The sequence below is a fragment of the Mycobacterium sp. 29Ha genome (genome assembly GCF_032883055.1).
In the GTDB taxonomy this organism is placed as follows: Bacteria; Actinomycetota; Actinomycetes; order Mycobacteriales; family Mycobacteriaceae; genus Mycobacterium; species Mycobacterium gallinarum.
This window is the reverse complement of the sequence record NZ_JAMQTI010000015.1, coordinates 95,138-115,500: the sequence shown is the minus strand read 5'-3', so window position 1 is coordinate 115,500 and position 20,363 is coordinate 95,138. Positions and strand designations below refer to the sequence as shown.

General features: G+C 65.9%; 22 protein-coding genes. 9 read left to right on the top strand and 13 right to left on the bottom strand.

Annotation, left to right across the window (positions count from 1 at the left end; all coding sequences use genetic code 11):
* Window positions 1–3 precede the first annotated feature (3 nt).
* Window positions 4–579 (bottom strand): hypothetical protein, encoded by a 576-nt coding sequence (locus M1248_RS20140; RefSeq protein WP_317149516.1) that lies wholly within the window; start codon window positions 577–579, stop codon window positions 4–6.
* Window positions 580–695: 116 nt separating this feature from the next.
* Between M1248_RS20140 and M1248_RS20135 the strand changes: the two genes are divergently transcribed.
* Together M1248_RS20135 and M1248_RS20130 are read left to right on the top strand one after the other, a co-directional pair.
* Window positions 696–1,556: an alpha/beta fold hydrolase gene (locus tag M1248_RS20135; protein WP_232076209.1), complete on the top strand. Its 861-nt coding sequence runs from the start codon at window positions 696–698 to the stop codon at window positions 1,554–1,556.
* A 94-nt stretch (window positions 1,557–1,650) separates the two neighbouring features.
* On the top strand, window positions 1,651–2,328 hold the full coding sequence (locus M1248_RS20130; RefSeq protein WP_163688855.1) for an HD domain-containing protein: 678 nt from the start codon (window positions 1,651–1,653) through the stop codon (window positions 2,326–2,328).
* Between the two features lie 15 nt (window positions 2,329–2,343).
* Here the strand turns inward: M1248_RS20130 and M1248_RS20125 are convergent, their stop codons facing one another.
* Together M1248_RS20125 and M1248_RS20120 are read right to left on the bottom strand one after the other, a co-directional pair.
* A complete protein-coding gene (locus tag M1248_RS20125) occupies window positions 2,344–2,937 on the bottom strand; it encodes a TetR/AcrR family transcriptional regulator (RefSeq protein WP_163732312.1) in 594 nt (197 codons plus the stop codon).
* Between the two features lie 10 nt (window positions 2,938–2,947).
* Complete coding sequence (locus M1248_RS20120; RefSeq protein WP_317149515.1) at window positions 2,948–4,216, bottom strand: oxygenase MpaB family protein; 1,269 nt, start codon at window positions 4,214–4,216, stop codon at window positions 2,948–2,950.
* A 164-nt stretch (window positions 4,217–4,380) separates the two neighbouring features.
* On the opposite strand from M1248_RS20120, the gene M1248_RS20115 reads away from it, so the two are divergent.
* The 3 genes from M1248_RS20115 to M1248_RS20105 all read left to right on the top strand — a co-directional run bounded on the left by M1248_RS20115 (window position 4,381) and on the right by M1248_RS20105 (window position 7,376).
* Window positions 4,381–5,004 (top strand): TIGR03085 family metal-binding protein, encoded by a 624-nt coding sequence (locus M1248_RS20115; RefSeq protein ID WP_317149514.1) that lies wholly within the window; start codon window positions 4,381–4,383, stop codon window positions 5,002–5,004.
* Between the two features lie 34 nt (window positions 5,005–5,038).
* Window positions 5,039–6,625 carry a phospholipase D-like domain-containing protein gene (locus tag M1248_RS20110; protein ID WP_317149513.1) on the top strand — a complete coding sequence of 529 codons (1,587 nt, stop codon included), beginning with the start codon at window positions 5,039–5,041 and terminating at the stop codon, window positions 6,623–6,625.
* A 76-nt stretch (window positions 6,626–6,701) separates the two neighbouring features.
* Window positions 6,702–7,376 carry an NADPH-dependent F420 reductase gene (locus M1248_RS20105; protein ID WP_317149512.1) on the top strand — a complete coding sequence of 225 codons (675 nt, stop codon included), beginning with the start codon at window positions 6,702–6,704 and terminating at the stop codon, window positions 7,374–7,376.
* Window positions 7,377–7,408: 32 nt separating this feature from the next.
* Here the strand turns inward: M1248_RS20105 and M1248_RS20100 are convergent, their stop codons facing one another.
* Together M1248_RS20100 and M1248_RS20095 are read right to left on the bottom strand one after the other, a co-directional pair.
* Window positions 7,409–7,735 (bottom strand): J domain-containing protein, encoded by a 327-nt coding sequence (locus tag M1248_RS20100; protein WP_317149511.1) that lies wholly within the window; start codon window positions 7,733–7,735, stop codon window positions 7,409–7,411.
* 562 nt (window positions 7,736–8,297) lie between these two features.
* Window positions 8,298–8,717, bottom strand: a complete 420-nt coding sequence (locus M1248_RS20095) for an Hsp20/alpha crystallin family protein (RefSeq protein ID WP_163688848.1) — start codon at window positions 8,715–8,717, stop codon at window positions 8,298–8,300.
* A gap of 108 nt (window positions 8,718–8,825) precedes the next feature.
* Between M1248_RS20095 and M1248_RS20090 the strand changes: the two genes are divergently transcribed.
* On the top strand, window positions 8,826–9,170 hold the full coding sequence (locus tag M1248_RS20090; RefSeq protein ID WP_317149562.1) for a MerR family transcriptional regulator: 345 nt from the start codon (window positions 8,826–8,828) through the stop codon (window positions 9,168–9,170).
* A 6-nt stretch (window positions 9,171–9,176) separates the two neighbouring features.
* Here M1248_RS20090 and M1248_RS20085 read toward each other — a convergent pair whose 3' ends face one another.
* From M1248_RS20085 to M1248_RS20065, 5 genes are all read right to left on the bottom strand, one after another.
* The gene (locus M1248_RS20085) at window positions 9,177–9,497 is read right to left on the bottom strand and encodes a hypothetical protein (protein WP_163732324.1); all 321 of its coding nucleotides are present in this window, start codon (window positions 9,495–9,497) and stop codon (window positions 9,177–9,179) included.
* Window positions 9,494–10,645 carry a hypothetical protein gene (locus M1248_RS20080; protein WP_317149510.1) on the bottom strand — a complete coding sequence of 384 codons (1,152 nt, stop codon included), beginning with the start codon at window positions 10,643–10,645 and terminating at the stop codon, window positions 9,494–9,496. The genes M1248_RS20085 and M1248_RS20080 overlap by 4 nt, the downstream gene beginning before the upstream one ends.
* 91 nt (window positions 10,646–10,736) lie before the next feature.
* Entirely contained in the window at window positions 10,737–11,429 is a 693-nt protein-coding gene (locus M1248_RS20075) for an NmrA family NAD(P)-binding protein (protein WP_317149509.1), read from the bottom strand.
* Window positions 11,430–11,594: 165 nt separating this feature from the next.
* A complete protein-coding gene (locus tag M1248_RS20070; RefSeq protein ID WP_410506701.1) occupies window positions 11,595–12,440 on the bottom strand; it encodes a nitroreductase in 846 nt (281 codons plus the stop codon).
* Between the two features lie 281 nt (window positions 12,441–12,721).
* Window positions 12,722–13,837: a coiled-coil domain-containing protein gene (locus tag M1248_RS20065; protein WP_163737925.1), complete on the bottom strand. Its 1,116-nt coding sequence runs from the start codon at window positions 13,835–13,837 to the stop codon at window positions 12,722–12,724.
* Between the two features lie 339 nt (window positions 13,838–14,176).
* Between M1248_RS20065 and M1248_RS20060 the strand changes: the two genes are divergently transcribed.
* The gene (locus M1248_RS20060; RefSeq protein ID WP_232076212.1) at window positions 14,177–15,355 is read left to right on the top strand and encodes a lycopene cyclase family protein; all 1,179 of its coding nucleotides are present in this window, start codon (window positions 14,177–14,179) and stop codon (window positions 15,353–15,355) included.
* A gap of 46 nt (window positions 15,356–15,401) precedes the next feature.
* On the opposite strand, the gene M1248_RS20055 is transcribed toward M1248_RS20060, so the two are convergent.
* Genes M1248_RS20055 through M1248_RS20045 form a run of 3 tightly spaced genes read right to left on the bottom strand, consistent with a single transcriptional unit; the run spans window position 15,402 to window position 17,943 of the window.
* Window positions 15,402–15,608 (bottom strand): zinc-ribbon domain-containing protein, encoded by a 207-nt coding sequence (locus tag M1248_RS20055; protein ID WP_174262126.1) that lies wholly within the window; start codon window positions 15,606–15,608, stop codon window positions 15,402–15,404.
* A 35-nt stretch (window positions 15,609–15,643) separates the two neighbouring features.
* Window positions 15,644–17,044, bottom strand: a complete 1,401-nt coding sequence (locus M1248_RS20050) for a WS/DGAT/MGAT family O-acyltransferase (protein WP_163688840.1) — start codon at window positions 17,042–17,044, stop codon at window positions 15,644–15,646.
* Between the two features lie 35 nt (window positions 17,045–17,079).
* A complete protein-coding gene (locus tag M1248_RS20045) occupies window positions 17,080–17,943 on the bottom strand; it encodes an alpha/beta fold hydrolase (RefSeq protein WP_232076213.1) in 864 nt (287 codons plus the stop codon).
* A gap of 205 nt (window positions 17,944–18,148) precedes the next feature.
* Here M1248_RS20045 and M1248_RS20040 point away from each other — a divergent pair, with 205 nt between their 5' ends.
* Window positions 18,149–18,880 (top strand): ZIP family metal transporter, encoded by a 732-nt coding sequence (locus M1248_RS20040; protein ID WP_163688839.1) that lies wholly within the window; start codon window positions 18,149–18,151, stop codon window positions 18,878–18,880.
* Window positions 18,881–19,102: 222 nt separating this feature from the next.
* Entirely contained in the window at window positions 19,103–20,356 is a 1,254-nt protein-coding gene (locus M1248_RS20035) for a YihY/virulence factor BrkB family protein (protein ID WP_235690130.1), read from the top strand.
* The last annotated feature ends 7 nt before the right edge of the window (window positions 20,357–20,363 follow it).

Sequence of the window (20,363 nt, the reverse complement as noted above, 5' to 3'; positions counted from 1 at the left end):
CGCTCAGATCGTCGGACGGGCCGTCGCCGGCCCCCCTGGTATTTGGGCGACCTGTTCTGTCACACCCGAATATTCGTCGTCGGCGGCGAGGGTCATGTCATCCACCGGCGGCCGGACCTCTCCCAGCGCTGCCACGGCGACGGCGACCTTGGCCATCGTCCGCGCCTGCGAGGTGATGTCTCGCAGAGCTTCCCAGTCGCTCGGCGACTTCGCAGAGAAACTGTGCACCCAGAATGTGTCGCCGATCCGTAAGGGCCGCAGCATATCTCCGGCCTGGGAGCGGAGCCTGTCGACGACAGCCTGGAGATCATCGGCGTCGAACCAGGCGGCTTCGGGCTGGTCTGGAAACCGGAGCCCGAACTCGTCGACAACAGGCCATGCAGCGAAGACGACCCCGATGGTGTTCCCGACCCGCTCGTCAACGGTCACATAACGATCCGCCTCCGACGGCGGGGTCAACGGCGGCGGCGCGGCCAGACCCTCCGGTCTCTCGACCGTCTCGCCCTCGCCCGGGTGCCAGAGTTGAGCCGGCTCCCGGCGGACGGGTTCTGAAACCTCCACCCGCTGCTGAATCACCATCAGCCACCCCCGCTGTCGGTAATAGGATTATCGCAGTACCGGCGCTACATATCGCCTCGAATCGTCCCAGGGGAGCGGGAGGTTGCGCAATGCCGGGTGCGTACGAGAAACACTTTGTGGCATCGAAAGACGGCACGAAGTTGGGCTTTCGTCAGCTCGGTCACGGCCCCGGCATAGTGCTGCAGCATGGCGGAGCGCTGGGCTCTCAGCACTACATGAAACTGGCAGGCGCTCTTGCTGAAGAGTTCACCGTCTACCTGCCCGACCGGCGCGGCCGCGGGATGAGCGGACCGTACGGTCCGCACTACTGCATCGAACGTGAGGACGAAGACCTCGCAGCCATCATCGCCGCCACCGGCGCGGAGAATGTCTTCGGCGCCGCTGACGGTGGCCTGTTCGCGCTACATGCCTCGATGTCCGTTCCGGCGATACGCAAAGTCGCTGTCTTCGAACCGGTCCTGTTCGTCGGACAGCCGGACCTCGACAAGTTCAAGACCACCATCGACCGTGGGCAGCGTCTCGTGGACAGCGGCGACATCGCCGACGCGATGGCGAGTCTGGCCAAGGGTGCCGCCGACGGCGACCCCCGGGTACAGCAGGTCGCCGCGCCGCTTCGTCTGTTGGGCACGATCATGACTCAGCCGCTGATCTGCCGGGCGATCCTGTGGGCCGACGCCAAGAGGGTCACCGGCGACGACGCCTCGCTGCGTGACTTGATCATCGCGTGGAAAGAGGAGTTGAACGTCGTCAAGTCGACCGAAGGCACCCTCGACGACTACCAGAACGTGACCGCCGACGTTCTACTTCTCTGCGGCACAGGCGCTCCCACACTTTTCACCGGCACCCTCGACGCGTTGCAAAGCGTGTTGCCCGCGGCGACGCGCATCGAACTTCCGGGGCTCAATCACGGCGGCGCACAAGATTCCGGCGGCAACCCCCGAGTCATCGCTGATCAGTTGCGGCGATTCTTCGCCTAGAATGCAACCGCGACCGAGCGAGATGTCCGGAATCCGGCGCTTGTTGGCCACATAAGAACTGGCGCAAATGTTTCGGTGTGGGCACCGTGGCGGTATGACCGATCACGTCACCACCGACACGGCACAGTGGGGCTTGCCCGATTCAACAGTCTGCGCTGCGGCGGTCGAGCTGGCCTCCGACGTCTCGCCAGACTTCCTGCACAACCATTGCGTGCGCAGCTATCTGTTCGCTCGGGAACTGGCGGCTGCTGACGGATTGCGCGGCGGCGTCGACTATGACGAAGAGGTCGTGTTCCTCGCGTCGGTTCTGCATGACCTCGGCCTCACGAAGTACGGAGCCGGCGATCAGCGATTCGAAGTCGAAGGCGCCGATGCCGCAGCGCGGTTCCTCCGTGAGCAGGGCCTCACCGACGACCGAGTGACGACGGTGTGGCAGTCGATTGCGCTGCACACCAGCATCGGCTTGGGGCACCGTTTCGGTACCGAACAAGCCGTCTGCCACAGCGGGATTGACCTCGATGTCGCAGGCTCACAGCGGGACCGTCTACCCAAGGGTTTCGCTGATCGCGTCCTCGCGGCATGGGCCAGACACAACCTCGGCTTCGCGATCACCCAGGCTATCGCCCGCGGCACTCAAGCCAATCCGATGAAGGCTCCGCCGTTTTCATTCCCCGCCCATGTCCACCAGCTCGTCAATGACGCGCACCGACTCACGTTCGCGGAGGTGGTGACGAACGCCGGTTGGGGCGATGAGTTCGCGCAACCGGGATAGACGAAGCCGGCGCGTTCAGCCGCGCGTCCCGGTGAGTCCGACGACCGCCAGACGGGCTGCGTTGTCGGCGATCTCGTCGACTGACGCCTTCGTCCGCGCGCCGTCGCGCCATTCGGTCGTCGAATTGCACATCCCGATGATCAGTAATGCCAGCGATGTGGGCGGGCCGTCGAAGAACACGCCTGCGCGCTGACCGTCCTGGATGACGTCGGCGATCCGGTGAATGTATGCCGAGATCCCGTCCTGCAGCGGTTTGGCGCGATCGCCACTCAACTTGTTGAGTTCGTTGAACTGGATACGGAACCGGCTCGGGTCAGACGACACCACCCGGACGTGATTGCGCACGAGCTCGGCCAGTTTCACTTCCGGCGAGCTGTCGGAGTCGAAGATGGGGCCCGCCGATGACGTCATCGCCTCCCCCGCCTCGGCGATCAGCTCATAGAGAATGTCGTCTTTGGCACGGAAGTAGTGGTAGACCGCTTGGCGCCGGAAGCCGAGTTCGTCGGCGATCTGCGCCAGATTGGTCTCGCGGTATCCCTGCTGAGCGAACAGCGTTGTGGCCACCTCGAGAATCTGATTCCGACGCGCCGCTTCCCTGGGCTCGACCACGGTGTCGACGCTAGCGCGAAAGCGTCTCGACCGGGCTGAAGCTGCCCCGGCCGGTGCCGAGCGTGCGCGCGTTCTCCGCGCGGCGCCACGCCCGGTGCCGATCATCGATTCGGCGCGCGATAGCCGGAACATGTTGACACGCCGTCTCTCTGATGAAGTTCGGCACGAAGCGCGCCAGCGGAGCGTAACGCCACGGCCCGACCGGCGGGAACCCTGACTTCGTGTAGGACGCGGGCGTGTAGAAGTACGCGTGACCTAGCTGGGCGCGGTAGTTGAGCTCGGCGGCCAGCCGCTTCACACCTCTGGAGTCCGCCGGGGGCTTGTAGGTGTCCATGAACGACCAGCACAGAGCGCGACTGTCGTCGTCGTCGCTGGTGCGTTGCGCCAGCGCGATCAACCGCATCGCTCGATAACCGTCCTCGATCGACTCCGGGTACCACGGCGGGTCGACGCCCATCACGTAGCCGATGTAGCGCTGCAGGTGCATGAGCGCCACGATGTCGTCGTCGCTGGTGCGGTAGCCCAGACGTTTCAGGTCATGACCGGGAATCACCGAGCCGGCCATCAGCGTGCTGAACATGTTGAACTGACTGATGGGCACCCCGAACCGGGCACGGTCCCACTCTGCGTGACCGACGATCCGGGACCGGATCATGCAGTGCAGCAGCCGCACTCGCAGCGACGTCAGGTAACCGGGGTTACCGCGTCGCATGCCGTCGGGTTCGCTGGTGTCCGTCCAGTGCTTGCAGGTCTCCCAGAATCTGTTGAGGGCGGAGTTGCCGGTGTAGGCGCCGGTCAGGATGAGCGGCTTGGTCACCGATGGCGTTCGGTAGCCCGAGAACGTCGCCATGCCGAAATAGGGGTAGAGCTCTTTCCCGTACCGCCGAAAGACTCGCGCGCCGCGATCGAGAAGGTCCCAGTCCAGCCAATCCGGTTCGGTGTTGATCTGGTCGAACAACGCGATCAGCGCCGGCGACGGATCCGTGACGGCGTCGACTCCGTGCTCGAGGGCGGTGTTGAACTCCTCGCGCGCCGCGCGGACCGACCCGCGGCTGCGGGCATCCGCGTACCACGCGTCGCCGAGCCGGTCGCCGGCATCGAGGCTGCGACCCATCGCATCGGCTAGGTCATCATCGAGCGTCACGTCGACACCCGCGAGCTTGGACAAGCGTGCGGTCAGGGCGCCGGCGAAGGGCTTGTCCTTGACGTCGAAGTACACGAACTCGCCAGGGAAACGCTGGGTGGCAAGCGGGGCGGGGCTGGTCGGCTCGACTGTCATCTCGACTCCTGATCGGTACTGGCTGATGCTGCGACGGTATCTCCTTGCTTGCGCGCAAGCAAGGAGATACCGGCAACGTGGTGGAGGTCACGACCTCTGCCGTGAATCGGCCGAGCGGAGTCGACGTCCCCGAAGGGCCCGCGGCGAGCGGTTAAGGTCGGACAATGTCGGTCGCCAGCGAAGAACGCGCGGCACTGGTCCATACTCTGCGGACGGTCGGCCCCGACGCACCGACCTTGTGCCCGGGGTGGACAACTCGACAGCTCGTCGCGCACCTAATCGCCCGCGAGCGGCGACCGGACGCTCTGTTGGGCATCGGCGTGCCGCGGTTCGCCGAGCGACGACATCGCATCGAAACGCAGATCGCCGCCGGCCACAGCTGGCCTGAGTTGGTCGATCGATTGGCGTCCGGCCCGCCCCCCTACTCGCCGCTGCGCTGGCTCGACCGCGTCGCCAACATCCACGAGATGTTCGTCCATCACGAAGACGTTCGTCGCGCCGCCGGCGGGTGGACACCCCGAGCGCTCGATGACGGCACCGTCGGAGCGCTCCGGCGCCTGACGCGTTTTTTCGCGCCAGCCCTCATGCCGGGCATGCCCGCGCGGGTCGCACTCCTCGAGACGGACGGTGCCGTGCTCGCGCGGTTCGGGACAGGCCCTGGGGTCACGGTCACCGGCGCCCCCGGCGAGTTGCTGCTATTCGCCTTCGGCCGCAACGACATACGCGTCGAATTCAGCGGTAATGCCGAGGTCGTCGACGCGGTGCGGCATGCCGAGCGACGATTCTGACCGTGCGGGATGAACGGCAGCGTGAGGACGTTCCATGAGCGACAGACGGTCTGAACCACCCGATCGCATTCTGAGGCCCGGCGAAACCTGCTGGCGCACCGCCCGCTCGGATCGCTTCAGCCGCATCGTCGACGGTGCCGATTACCTCGCCGATGTGAAGTCGGCGATGCTGCGCGCCAAGCGCCGCATCATGCTGATCGGCTGGGATTTCGATTACCGGACCGCCTTCGAGGCCGACAAGAAATCGCTGCCCGGCCCCAATCACCTCGGGACCTTCCTGCACTGGCTGGTATGGCGGCGGCCGGACCTGCGGGTCTATCTGCTCAAGTCGAATCTGCGGTTGCTGCCCGCCTTCGACGGATTCTGGTTCGGTATTGCACCGGTCGGCCTGCTCAATGTGATCACCCCACCCCGCATGCACTTTGCGGTCGACGGCGCACACCCGCCCGGCGCGGTCCACCATCAGAAGATCGTCGTCGCCGATGATGCCATCGCATTCTGCGGCGGCATCGACCTCACTCTTGGACGCTGGGACACGCGGATGCACCTGGGTGACGACCCGCGCAGGAAAGGAGCGGGGCAACCCTATGGACCGCGGCACGAAGTGGCGACGGTCTGTGACGGTGACGCGGCAGGCGCCCTCGCCGAGCAGGCGCGCGACCGTTGGCACGCCGCCACCGGCGAGCTACTCGAGCCGATCGCGGCACGGCGCGATATCTGGCCGCCCGCTGTCGTGGGGCTGTTGCGTGACGTCGACATCGGCATTGCACGAACGCTGCCCGCGTTATCGGAACGCGAGGAGGTCAGAGAGGTCGAGGCACTCAATCTGGCCGCTGTCGCTGCTGCCAAGGACGTCATCTATTTGGAGAACCAGTATCTGGCTGCACGCAGGTTGGCCCAGGCGCTCGCCGCGCAACTGGTGAAACCCGAAGGGCCGGAGATCATCATCATCCTGCCGCGAAGTTCTGAGAGCAGGCTGGAGCAGCAATCGATGGACAGCGCGAGGCAGCGCCTGCTTCGGCTGCTGTGGGACGCGGACACTCACGGTCGCCTGGGTGTGTACTGGCCGGTGGCCGCCGGCGGTGTTCCGGTCTACGTCCACTCCAAGGTGATGGTGATCGATGACCGCCTGCTGCGGATTGGGTCGTCCAATCTCAACAATCGGTCGTTGGGCTTCGACAGCGAATGTGACGTGGCTCTGGAAGCGGTGCCTGGTGTGAGCGGCCACGAGGTGATCGCCGGTGAGATCACCTACGCGAGAGACGATCTGCTGGCGGAACATCTCGGCGTCTCCGTCGAAGATCTCCGTGCCGAAATCACCAGCCGCGGCTCACTTCTCGCCGCTGTCGATTCGTTGCGCACCGTGGGCCGGTCGCTCCGCAAGTTCACCCCCACCATGACATCAGCCGACGCAGGTCCCTTTGCCGAGAACGATCTGATGGACCCCCCAAGCGTCCCGGAGTCGATAGCTCAAGGCGTCTTCAGCTTGGTCACCGGAGCGGCGTTGTGGCCGCTGACCAGGCTGGCGCCCCAGGCCGTCTCGACCGTGCGCTCGCTTTCCGACGCCGCAACCGCACTGCGAAGCGTCGCGGAGTCCCTGCGAGACGACCCCGACGAGTGATCGGCGGCGAGATGCGGAATAGCGAGCACGTGCCCTCCGTTGCGCCCACAAGAGTCGCAACCACACGGAGGTCGTCATGCAGATCGGAATCATCGGGGCGGGTCATATCGGCGGCACATTGGTGCGACGGTTTCGCGAACTCGGCTTCGACGTGAACGTGGCGAATTCGCGCTCTCCGGAAACCCTCGCCGACCTGGAGAAGGAGACCGGCGCGACGGCGGTGTGGGCCAAGGACGCGGCGGCCGATGCCGACCTCCTCGTGATCAGCATTCCGCAAAGGAACGTTCGCGACCTTGCCGACGGAATCGTTGACGCCCGCAGACCGGGCGCCCCGGTGATCGAGACGAACAATTACTACCCGCAACAGCGAGACGGCGAGATCGCGGCGATCGAGGATGGTCAGGTCGAAAGCGCCTGGGTCGCAGAGGAAATCGGCGCGCCGGTGTACAAGGTGTTCAACGGGATCTGGTGGAAGCACCTGCTCGAGAGCGGCCGTCCGAGCGGTTCACCTCACCGAATCGCACTGCCCATCGCGGGAGAGGACGGCCCCGGCCGCGAGTTGATTCACGGCATCGTCGATCGCCTCGGCTTCGAGCCGGTGAACGCCGGTCCGGTATCCGAGTCGTGGCGTCAGCAACCGGGAACACCGGTGTACGGCAAAGACTTCAACGCCGACGACACCCGCAAGGCACTCGCCGAGGCGACGCGGGAACGTACGCCTGAGTGGAGCGCACGCACTGGCGTGAGCTGACCCCAGCAGCCGTCGGCAGCAGGGCCCGCGCGTCAACGGTGCCGACGTACCGGCCCGGCCCGAAGCGGCGGCGTCGAGTCGCGCGTCGGGGCCTCACCGGAATCATGATGTCTGACAGTGATGTTCACTGGGCTAGAGGTGACCGTAGGTTGCTGCGGTGCGGCGGCCGGGGCGTGGGTGCGCAGCCTCGAGTAGGCGGCCAGCACCTGTTGCAGACGGGTGTCGGCTTCCTGTGCCGACATGGGGTCGCGCGTGTCGGGGTGAGTCGCGAGCAACCGGGCACGAAACGCACGGACGATTTCGGCCTGCGACGCGCCGGGCGACACTCCCAGCACGGCGTACGGATCTTCACTGTTCACCGCATTCTCCTGCATGAGAAAGCGCCTGAAGCGGGGCCGGGGGTTCCCGGCCCCGCCGCTCAGATTGGGCGTTTGGTGTCGTAGCCGCCGCGCGTGCTCAATGCCATGTCGATGGCAGGTCGCAGTGACCGGCGTCTGTCGGTCTGTGCGCTTCGACGTTATGAGACCTGGGCGGCTTGGCTGAACTTGTTCGAAATTGTTCGGAGACTTCGGAAAAGCATCACCTCCCTGCTAGTCCTGACTCATTGAGAAGCACCGTCGCACCGGGGTGCGGAGGCGATCTCTGGGTAGGCCACACGTGCGCCTGCCCTCGTTGTCTTGGTGCCACCGCGCACCCGCCCGCCGAGAGACCGAGGCCTGGGCGCGGGTCAGTGGCCGCCGCCACCGCGGTGCCTATCGGAACTCGCCGAAGCGCGGGCCTCTCACGGGTTATCGCGTCGTTCGGGTCCGCGCTCTGCTCCTCGAGAATGCGTATCCACTCAGCCTCGACGACCGCTTCGGCTTCGACGAGTGGCTCGACTGTCCATGCAATGCTCGTTGGCACGTCGCTCACCACCCGATGTCACGCGTTGACGGACTTCTTCTCGTCGCGGGTGGAGATCTGGATCCTTCGCGGCTTCGCCCTCTCCGCCACCGGGATGGTCAGCCGGAGGACACCGCCGCTGTAGTCGGCCTCGATCCGTTCGGTGTCGAGCGTTTCGCCAAGAAACAGCTGCCTGCTGAAGACACCTCGTGGGCGTTCCGCCGCAACCATTTCGCGCTCGCTGTCGAGAGCGGGGCGTTTGGCGTGCACGGTGAGCACGTTGCGTTCGACGTCGAGATCCAGCGAATCGGGGTCGACGCCGGGAAGGTCCAATTCGACGACGAACGTGTCACCCTCGCGCCACGCGTCCATCGGCATCACCGCGGGTCGGGCGGCGGTGCCCAGCACCTGCTGGGCGAGGCGATCGACGTCGCGGAATGGATCGGTGCGCATCAACATGTCTACCCTCCTCGGCCGATAGATCTGTGGCGTGTGCCATAAATTTCTTATAACACCAGATGCAGCAGTGTGCAAGGATGTTTGATGAGATTTTTGGACGGAGGGTTTATGCGTGAGGAGTCGGCGGACCGATCGGCGCGCGGCGTGTACGGCATCTCAGTCGCCGCGGAGTTGACCGGAATCGACCCGCAGACGCTGCGGCTCTATGAGCGCCGCGGACTACTCACGCCCGCACGGACCGACGGCGGGACGCGACGGTACAGCGACGACGACGTCGTCCGACTGGAGCGCATCAGCCTGCTCGTCGATGCGGGCGTCAATCTCGCCGGCGTCGCCCAGATTCTGGATCTGGAGCACCGAAACTCGTTGTTGGAAAGCGACAATGGGCATCTTCGGTCGGAGAACACCAGGCTGCGCGAACAGACCCGGACCACCCGTGACCGGCAGGGATGACGGGACCTAGTTGCAGCCCCTGGTGTCGAGGAGCGAGCATGGCCCCACGGGACCGCGATTGTCCGGCGGCGGGTTCGGTCCGTCCCAGATCATCGGGCCCACGTTGCCCTGGCCCCAGTTGACGATGTAGAAGGTGTGGCAGATGTTCCAGTCCCAGTTGGGCGGACCGGGAGAATTGAAGGGACCACCCGGTCCTCCGCCTGGGTCGTCACCGGGGCACCACGTGCGTGGTTCTGACGGCGGGGCCGCCAGGGCGGGGGCCGCGCTCAGCCCCAAGGCCGCGAGCGCTGCGAAAGTTGTTGTCAGAACTGCACTTACTCGATTCATCGTGAACTCCTGTCGCCGCGGTGTTGCAGATGTGATGCCAAGCCGAATGTCTCGACAAGGGTCAGCCAATCGGTCCCCGAGACCTCGTAGTCGGCGCGCGCGGCAACAGTGGGCACACCACCGGGCCATGCGAACCGGAAGTCCAAACCCATTGCGGTGTCGCGGCATCCAACCGTCAGCGGTTCCATACCGGGAATGGTGATGCGCATCCCGGGTGACGTGGACCAGTAATCGGTCGCCGCATCGCTCATCGCATTCCCGAGGGTGGGGAACCAATGCCGCCCTTGCATCGGGCGGAACACCACCGGCTGTGCGCTCACCTGCCGGGGTGAGACGGAGGCGATGACCGCTGCGGTGGTCGGATCGATCACTCGGATCGAGTTGACGCCTATGTCGATGGCCAGCCGGGCTGTGCTGAGGGAACGGGTGAACTGCCACTGCTTACGGATCGAGAACGAGCTGATTTCCTGTAGTTTCAGCGAATTCGTGAACAGCAGGCAGCGGGTTGGTTCGTCGGCGCTTGGCCGTCGGACATCCAGTCCGCTGCGGCTGCTGACGATGGCGAGCAGCGCGTCGAAGTCCTCTGCCGACAACCAGGCGTCGACGTCAATCGGCAAGCCATAGCCCGCGTCGGGCGCATCGAGCCGAGTGCCGGCAGCGACACGTCGGTCTCGACCACCGAGAACAAATCGCTTTGAGCCGCAGTGTAAGTGCAGCGCCGTGCCCATCGTGTGGCCACCGGTCACACCCCAGGTCCCCAGTTGCGCGTCGGTGAAGGGATACACGTCGCCGGGCCGGGTGGTGACTGTAAGGGCGTCGCTCGTGGCGGAGACCACGATCTTCTTGTCTCGAGACCAACGGGTCCAGCCGTAGACACCGCCGAAGAGGAGAACAAGCAGGCTCAGCTGCAGTCCGTGCGTTGACGCTCGTTGGATCCACTCCGACCCATCCTCGGTGAGCGACTGCATGCCGAAGAACAGGGCCCAGAGCGCTCCCGTGAAGGCGAAAACCCCGACGATCGTGAACAGATATGCCTTGGCGGGGTTGTTCTGCCAGGCGGGGGTGGTGAAGGAGGCGACCTTGGATCCCCAGAAGGGTGGCTGCGCGACGAACTGGCGCGCCGCGCCTGAATTGTTGTTGGCGTTCATGTCGTGCCTCCCCTACCGCGTTTCTGTCTTGTCGCGAGTAGAGCAGCGCCACCTGGCTACCGATCCCAAGAATTCAACGCCGTCGATGCGGCTATGTCCAGGCGCGTTCATGCCAGCGCCACGCCGAGTCCGCAAGGAAGTTGCTCAGCGAGCGCGGCGGACGACCCAGCAGTCGTTCGACGTCACCGGTAATCGGTTGATTGCGGCCGAACCTGGTCAACGTGTACACGGCGGCCATGAATCCGATCGTGTCCCAGCCGACTCCACGGTGGCGCAACCGCCGCGCGAAAGCAATGAGGCTCGGATCGGTGTAGCGGATCGGGCGGCCCAGCGCGACCGTCAGCTCGGTGGCGACCTGTTTCATGGTCAGCGGGGCAGGGCCGGTCAGGTGATACACCACGTTGCGGTGGGCGGTCGTGTCGGCGAGAACCTCGGCGGCCACCTCGGCGGCGTCACGGGCGTCGATGAACGTCGTCGCACCCCGGCCGGCCGGAATGAACAGCTCCCCCGTGTCCACGATGTCGGTGCCGTGGGTGGAGATGGCTCGGTGCAGGTTCTGCATGAAGAAGCTGCACCGCAATACGGTGTACGCCATCGACGAACTCCGGAGCGCGTCCTCCACCTTGTAGTGCGGGATGAATTTGGCCCGGTCGGCGCCGAATACCGACACATAGACGACGTGGCGGCACCCGGCCCGCTCGAGCGGCGCGATTGCCGGGCAGGGGGAACAACAGGAACAACGCGTCGACGTCGGCGAGCGCCCCGGCCCATGTCGTCTGATCAAAGAAATCCAGGTAGACGCGTTCCGGAGTGCGGTATGCGGTCAGGTCCTCGTGATGTCGGCTGCCGACCCGCCACGCTCGGTCGTAGTGCGCGTCGAGCACGTCGACCAGTTCGTGGCCGACGTTGCCCGTCGGCCCGGTCACCAGCAGCATTCCAGGCCGAGCCGTCAGACCGTCCACACCGTTGTCTCCGCGACCGACCGTCGCGAAGGAACGGGACACATGACGGCGTTCGCCGGTGTGGGGCCGAGCCGAATGAGCGTCTGGGGATGGGCTTCAGCGTCGAACAGCTCGCACGCGAGCGCCAACCTTTCCCGCATGTCACTGATGGGTTCGGTCAATGCGCACGAGGCCAGCCCCATCACTGTCGCTGACAGCAGAAGATGGCTGAGCGCCTCTCCCGCGCGCAACCGCATGGTGTCGTCGTCGGTCTCGGTGGCAAGGACCAGCAGCGTACCGTCGACGGCACCGGGGCGCGGGCCGTCATCGACGTCGCCTCCGTATCGCAAGCGAATTGCGCCTTCCGGCAACCGCATCCAGTGCAGTTTGGGCACCACGCTCATCTGCACACCGTATCGGGCGGCCCGGATGAGCAGCAGCTCCAGTGTTGACGGTGGTAGGGGGGACGCCGCGTATTCGCGGCGGTCCGACCTGCGTCGCGGGATGGCGGTCGCGAGTTCGACGACAGCGTCGGTCGGGGCGCGGTCGATCAGCTCGAACGAAGCCACATGCCCGTCGTCGGGAAACCGGCGGATGCGCGCCTGCCATCCCGCTGCGGCCAAGCTCACCGCACAATGATTCAGAATCGAGCCACACCCCAGCAGAACGTCGCGCCGGCCCGCATCGCTGTCGAGACCCGCACGGCCCCAATCGGCGGCCAGGTGTAATCCTGAGCCGTCGACCTCCCAACGCCAGGGCTGCGAGTTGCGCGCCGACGGCGCCCACGCGGCGAGTTCGAGTACTCGTTGCAGCGTGGCGGTGTCGGGAAAGTCGCTTGGCAACGCCGTCTCCATCGTGACGTCCGGTGCGGGTCTGTATGGTCTCACACTCGGCGGGGCTTCAGCGGCGTTTGCGTCCCTGGCATCACCCACGATGGGCCGTCGCGCAACCACGTTCGGGCGAGGCGTAACGGGAACGCTTGCCTTTCAGCGGAATTCGTTGCCAAAAGACACGTGCCGGTTGGGTTCTCGGGACTGGTCTAGGGTTTCGGGGTTCTCGAAGTAGTCCGGATCCCGGTTGGCCGAAGCGACACCCGCCAGAACCCTGGCGATCGTGCCGTCGGCCGATTCGTCGGCTAGCGGCGTGGCGTCGTGGTGATGTGCACGTGGTCGTAGTGCCCGTAGCCCGATCCGGCCGGCCCGGACGGCGTGTAGTAGGTGCCGCGCCAGATCACATCCTGGAGCCCGAACCGCCCCGCATTGGCCATCGCGAACGCCATGATCTCGTCCCCGAGCGCGATGCCCTCGGGGGTTTCGGCGTTGGGAATCATGATGTCGATCGCCAGGCCGCTCGGATGCCACGGCTTCGAGTCAGGCCGGACACCGCCGATCTCGGCGATCTGGGGAAACCGTTGGCTGACGGCGCGGGCCGCGAGGATGGTGTTGGGCTGCAACCCGGCCTCGTACGCGACGCCGACCGGCAGTGCGTCGGGGTTGTCGGGAATGGCCGCAGGCGGAGGGACAACCGCGGCCGGAGGCGGGGCGGGCATCATGTTGAGCATCGGATCCGCCGGAGGGGGCACAGCCGCCGGGGGCGGCGGCGGCAGGGCGGCCGCGACGTCGACCGCCGCCTGCTGAGCGGGCGTCAACGCCTCGTACTGCGCCTCCGCGGCGATGATCTGTCGCTGCAGTTCTTTCCACTTCGCCTGCAGGTCGGCGTGCACCGCGGCGGAGCGCTCGGCCGCCACACGGGTCTCAGCGGCCGATGTCTCCGACGCCTTCGCAGCGGCGGCCGCGCGCTCACGCGCGACTTGATAAGCCTTCATCTGATCGGCCGCCTGTGCGGTGATGACCCGCTGCAGCGACAGCCCGTCGATCAGCTCTTGCGGGGAGCCTGCGGTCAGCACTGCCGTCATCTGCCCGGTGCGTCCGCTCATATACGTCATTGCCGCCACTTTGTCGGCTGCGGCCTGGTTGGCGGCGAGCTGAGAATTCGCGGCATCGAGGGCTGCCAGGTTGGCGCGATGGCGGTCTTCGGCCGCGGTCTGGGCCGCCAATTTGTCCTCGGCGTCATGTTGGGCGTTGGTGACGGCTTCACGAGTCTGAATGGCCTGGCTGGACAATTCTTCGAGCTTGGCCAGCGCGTCAGCCGCCGGGTCTGCCTGCACTCCCGCGATCGACATCGCCAGCACTAGGACCGCGGCCGCAAATCCGCCCACTGTTCGCCGAAGAGGGTGGCGCGCCGGACTCATACGGACAGTCACGATCCTTCGTTGCAAGCCCCCCGGCTACAAGCGTCTCGGACAGGGTATGAACTGGCACCGTCGATGTCCACTCCCGGTATTCGTTCGCGGCCGTGAACAGAGCTGTCGGTCACCACGGGTAGACGGCGCCGGTGTCGCCGACTAATTCTGCCGTGGGTCCGTCGTCGCCGATCAGGGCCATCGCCACCGCCACCTTCGCGCCGTGTCCTGTCGAATGGTCTCCCGCAGCGAAAACTTCACTCGTCCGGACGGAACCAGGATCGCCATCGTGTGCGAGCGGGTGACGTGAGCGCTGCCGATTTGCGGTGAACCGGCACGATGGAACGGATGGACGTCTTGGTGGTCGGCGCCGGACCGGCCGGAATGGCTTTGGCGGGCGCGTGCCGCCGCGTCGGGTTGACCACGGGGTTGCTCGACCCGGCCCCGCAGCGGCCGTGGCTGGCGACCTACGGGATGTGGAGCCGAGAACTCCCGGCCGATCTGCCCGCGTCCGTCGTCGCGGCGCGGGCCGCCGGTCGCGCGATCGCGGTGACCGAACACGATCTGGGCTGGGAGTACGCCGTCTTGGACGTGCCCGCGCTGCACTCCCACCTCAGCGATCGGCTGACCGGGGTGGATGTTCGGGTCGGGCGAGCGGTGGGGTCGCCGGAGCGCGGGGTGGTCGCGCTGGCCGACGGCTCACGCATCCGGGCCTCGGTCGTCGTCGATGCAGCCGGGCGGTGGCGGCCACTGGCCGCTACCGAGAAGCGCGGCATCCCGGCCGAGCAGACGGCGTACGGGCTCGTCCTCGACGAGGGCGCGGTGGCGTCACTGGTCGACGCTGGGGCGGCGCTGTTCATGGATTGGCGCGCCGACCACGGAGAAAGCGGTTGGCCGACGTTTCTCTACGCGATTCCACTGGGCGGGGGCAGGGTGCTCGTGGAAGAGACCTCGCTGGCACGGCGACCCGGGCTGCCGCTGTCGACGCTGCGGCGGCGGCTGCACGCCCGGCTTGAACGCCGAGGTGTCTCCATCCCGAAAGACGTTCGCGACGAGAAGGTTTCGTTCCCAGTGGACGATCTACGCCACGACGGGAAAGGGGTGCTGGGTTTCGGCGCGGCCGCACCGCTCATCCACCCTGCAACCGGATACAGCCTGGCCGCGTCGTTTCGCCTCGCGCCGCAGGTGGCTGACGCGATAGCCGCAAACCTTCCCGACCCGGGCCGGGCGCTGGCGGCCGCCCACCGAACCGTGTGGTCGCCGTCGGCAAAGGCAATTCACCGTTTCCGGCGGATCGGGTTGGAGGCGCTTCTGAGCATGCCGCCCGACGAGGTCCCCGGTTTCTTCGAAACATTCTTCGCCCTCCCCGAACGGCACCGGTGGACGTATCTCACTGCGCGCGACGACGTGGGCGGAACGGCGTCGGCGATGAATTGCCTTTACTGGGCGTCCAACTGGGGGTTGCGCCGCCACCTCGTCGCGTCGGCCGTGCGCCGCCCTCTACGGAGCAACGACGTCACGGCGTGACCTCACCTCGGTGGACCTAGTGCGGTGACGGGCTGGCCAGCGCGGCTCAAACAGCGACCGCGGTGCCACAGACGCCGCAGACCTCGAACTGCCGGCGTTTCCAGCGCGCAACCGGGACGAAGAACAACGTCAATTGTTTGAACTCTCGCATCCGCGCCCACTGCGTTGTGTTGTGGCAGCGCGGACAGGCGCGAACCTGTCCGGCGCCAAGGTGCTTCTGCTTGGTGCCGTAACCGAAGATGAAGAACAACACAACACCACCGTAGGCGTACCGGCGCCACCAACCCGCTAGGCGAGCGAACCGTTGGTTGAGCCAGCTGCTTCCAGCAGTTCGGTGAACGCGCTGACGAACGCCTCGGTGAGTTCGTGCGCGTCACGAAAGATGTTCTTGTCGGCCAACGCTGCGACGCTCAGCTGGTCGGCATAGCTCCATACCGTCATGTTCAGCCCAGCGCCGGCAGCGAGCGGTCCCACCGAATAGAACTCGGTCACCACCGCGCCGGCGGTGCTGACCCGTTCGCGAGGCCCGGGGACGTTGGACACGATCAGATTGAACAGCTGATTGGGAGCCTCGCGCCCTGACATCCAGCGAAACGTCGCCCGTGTGACGGCCGGCGGCACGAACTCCAGCCACTGACCCACCAGAGTGGGGCCGAGCAGCTGGTGATCCTCCTTGGCGATGAATGTGGAAGTACGGATAAGCCGCAGCTGCTCCATCGCGTCCTCGGCCTGAACTGGAAGCGAGACCAACAACGTGGCCAACGCGTTGCCACTGATCCTGTCCGGCGACGTGTCCGTGGCGGTGGGAACCGACGCGATGAGCGGCCGGTCGGTGGGTTCACCGTGGTCGAGTAACACGCGCCTCAATGCGCCAGCCGTCGTCGTCAACACCAGGTCGTTGATCGTCACGTCCAGCCTCTTGCTGAGGGTCACCACTTCGCCCAGCGGGACGCCGGCGCTCGCAAAAACCCTTGCGGCCGAGAGCTTTTGATTGAAGAAGGTGGGCGGCGGCTTGAACTTGGCGGCCAGTTCCGGATGGCGGTCACGCTGCCTGACACGTGACTGCAGCCGGTAGGCGCCGATCAGTCCTGCCCGCACCGCCGCAGGCAACGCCCGCAGCCGCGCGAAGTGATCCCGCACCGCGAATCGCACGACTTCGACAGACGGCGGCGGACCCGAGGTCGGGCTGGTGCGGCTCGGCTCCGATTCGGTGTCGAATCCCTTCATTGCCCGCGCCATGAGATTGGCGGAGGCGACGCCATCGGCGAGGACGTGATGCACCTTGCCGATGACCGCGACCCGCTGATCTGCCAAGCCTTCGGCGTAGAAGAACTGCCACAGCGGGCGGCTGCGGTCGAGGGGTGTCCCGGCGATGGTGCCGATCACGGCGTCGAGCTCGTATCGGCCGCCGGGCGCTGGGACCTGCACGGGCTGCAGGTGATAGTCGAGGTCGAGTTCGGCGTCCTCTCGCCAGATCGGGCGATGCAGACGCCAGGGGGTCTTCACCAACTGATAGTGCAACGGCTCCAGAACGTCGAGGCTGGTGCGGAAGACATCGCAGAACGCGTCAAACGTCGCCTCGCCTTCGAAGCCCGTGGTGTCGACGATGGCCACCTTCAGGGTGTGCTGATGCACGTTCGGCGTCTCGCTGCTCAACAACAACAAGTCCCACCCGCTGAGTCGCTTCACCGCCGCTCCTCCCCTCGCCCGGAGGCCTTGCGCCACTACCTGGCGGTGCGCTCGGCGACGCGCGGCGATGGAAGTCGGCGGTGGACCGATTCGATCGCCCGCCGAAGTCCGGGGACGAAAACAGCCGGCTGCAAGGTGCACCCCGCGTGGCCGGCCTCGACCGTCACCATCTCGGCGTCAGGTATGTGAGTTGCCAGCCACTTCTGCCGCTGGACGCCGAATGCTCGATCTTTGGCAGTCACCAGAACCGATGTGGGGACATCGATATCGCCGACCCATGTCGTCGAATCGAACCGGACCACCTCGGCGATCGCGCGGGTGATGCCCCCCGGCGAGGTGGCGCGGAACTGACTCAACACCCACTGATGATCGGGGAGCAGTCCACCCGTCACCGCTGCCGAGGGCCCGCAGCGGCGGGGCGTCGGGCCGAGTGCCTCGATCAGCGAGGCGAACAAGCCGGTGGCCAACCGTTCGTAGCGAGCGCGGCTAACGGCTGCCGCAGCGGCGCACAGCACCAGTCCGTCGACCCGTTCGCGATGTCGTTTCCACACCAGTTGCGCGACGAGCGACCCCATCGAGTAGCCGACCGGCACGAAACTGCGGATGCCCAGGGCATCGGCGACTGCCGCGACGTCGTCAGCACAGTCCTCGAGCAGGACGCGGGGCGCCGAGATACCTTGCCCGTGGCAGCGCTGGTCGAACACCACGACGCGGCCGAACTCTCGCACCACGTCCAAGGCGGGGTACCACGTCATGAGCCCCGTGCAGGCCAGCGAATGCAGCAGCAGGTGCGCCGGCCCGTCCGATGGCCCCGAGTCATAGACATACGTGCTGCCCCGATTGGGCAGATCAATGACCCGCCCTTCCGGAATCCGACCGACCGGTGCCAGCGCGGGCACCTTCGGAAGCCGCGGCAGCGTAAGACCTCGAAGAGGCCGGGAGCCATTGATGGCTCCATTCAAACACTCTGGAGAAGCCGAACCGGGTTCATCGGCCGCGAAATCGGAGAAGCAGCCTGGTCCAGACGGCCTGCGCGTTCAGTCGGCACGTTTTTCGGGGCTCGCCGCGGGAACACGGTGCTGAGGTCGTCAGAAGGGAATGCCCATGCTCACAGCTGTGCTGTTCGGGCTGGCGGCGTCTAGCGCGTTGGTGATCGGTGCGGCCATTGGCGCACGATGGGATCTGCCCAAGAAGGTGACCGGCGTATTGCTCGCTTTTGCCAGTGGCGCCCTCATCTCCGCGCTGGCCTTCGAACTGTTCGAAGAGGCCTTCCATCTGGGCGGAGCGCTGCACTCCGGCCTCGGCCTGCTGGCCGGAGCGGCTTCGTTCGTCATCGCGGACAGTCTGCTCGATCGTTACGTCAGTGGACATTCCGGTCCGGAGCAACGTGAAGTGGTCACCGAGGGGGCTCGCCGAGGTGTTGGGCTGGCGCTGCTGGCCGCGGTGACTTTGGACGGCGTGCCCGAAAATCTGGCGTTGGGTGTCTCGTTGGTCGGCGGGGCGTCTGTTTCGCTGTTGGTGGCGATTTTCTTCTCCAACTTGCCCGAATCGCTAGTTGGCGCGATGTCGATGCGCCATTCCGGTATGAGCGCTCGCGCTGCGATCGGTGTCTGGATGGCGTGTGCGGCGCTGCTGGCGGCAGCGGTGGTCGTAGGCAGGTTTACCGCCGGACACTTGAGCGATCCCGTGTTGGCGGTGGCGCTCGCATTCGCTGGTGGCGCGGTGCTGGCGTCACTAGCCGACACGCTGATGCCCGAAGCGTTCGAACATGGCCGGCCACTCAACGCGTTCGCCACCGCGGGCGGATTCTTCCTGTCCTTCATTCTCGCCGGCTGAATTCGGCGAGCTGCCGCGCCTCGTTTGTCATGCGATCGGGGATCTCCGGCGAACGAATTTACGCGCGAGGCAGTTTCGTCGACCTTGCTCGCGGGCATCTGCGTGGCGAGGCCCAGAGCGCTGGGTCACCGACAAGGCGTGAGGACGTGAGGCTGTGACAGGACCCGACCGCAGCTCGCCAGAACCGTCGATCATCGGCGTTCTGGTGGGGCGCCGCCGTCGATGAACGACCAGGTCGAAATGACGCGTGGGCCGTCGTGGCTCAAGTGGTGGATCGGGGCGATTGGTGGGCTGCTGGCTGGCCTGTTGGTGAGTCGATGGCGGAATCGGTCGCCCAGAGACTCGGTCACCGGGCTGGGCGCCACGTCCGTCGAGAGAACGCTGACCGCACCTGCCCACCCCGCACCTGACCGTGATCTTCCCGAACCCGACGCCAATGAAGACACCAAAGATGCCCCCGACCCAGAAGACCCCTCCAAGCCAGATTCACCCACCGATCTCAAGAAGCGTTCGGTGTTGTTCGTGCTCCGCAAAACAGCACGAGAGTTCAGCACCGACCAGTGCACCGACCTGGCCGCAGCCCTCACGTATTACGCCGTGCTCTCGCTGTTCCCCGCCTTGGTGGTCGTGGTCTCCCTGCTCGGCGTGTTCGGTCAGGGGCAGCGCACGACCGAGGCGGTCTTGCAAATCGTGGATGACCTCGGCCCGGCCTCAGCGGTTGACACGCTGCGCGCCCCGATTCAGCAATTGGTCGAGTCCCCGTCTGCCGGCTTCGCGCTGATCGTCGGTATCGCCGGCGCGTTGTGGTCGGCGTCGGGTTACATCGGCGCCTTCGGTCGCGCCATGAACCGGATATATGAAGTGGAAGAAGGCCGACCGGTCTGGAAGTTGCGGCCGATTCAGTTGGCGGTGACCCTGGTCGGGCTCGTCGCCGTGGCCGTGGTGGCGTTCATGCTCGCGGTCAGCGGACCGCTCGCCCAGGCGGTCGGCGACGCCATCGGAGCAGGCGAGGTCGCGCTGACGGCCTGGAACATCGGGCGCTGGCCGATCGTCCTGATCTTCGTGATCTTGGCGGTCGCCGTCTTGTACTACTCCTCCCCCAACGTCAAGCAACCAAAGTTCCGGTGGATCAGCATCGGGGCCGGGGTGGCGATACTGGTCTGGGTTCTGGCGTCGGTCGGGTTCGGCTTCTACGTCGCCAACTTCGGCAGCTACAACAAGACCTATGGTGCGCTGGCCGGAGTCATCGTCTTCCTACTCTGGTTGTGGATCACCAATTTGGCATTGCTATTCGGAGCCGAACTGGACGCCGAACTCGAACGCGGCCGCCAACTGCAGGCAGGCATCCATGCCGAACGCGATCTGCAACTGCCGCCCCGCGACAGCCGGGTCGCCCTCAAGAATCAGGCCAAAGAAGAACAGGACGTCGAACGTGGCCGCGCCCTACGGGAATCTCGCGGCCAAGACGACGGCTAATCGGCAG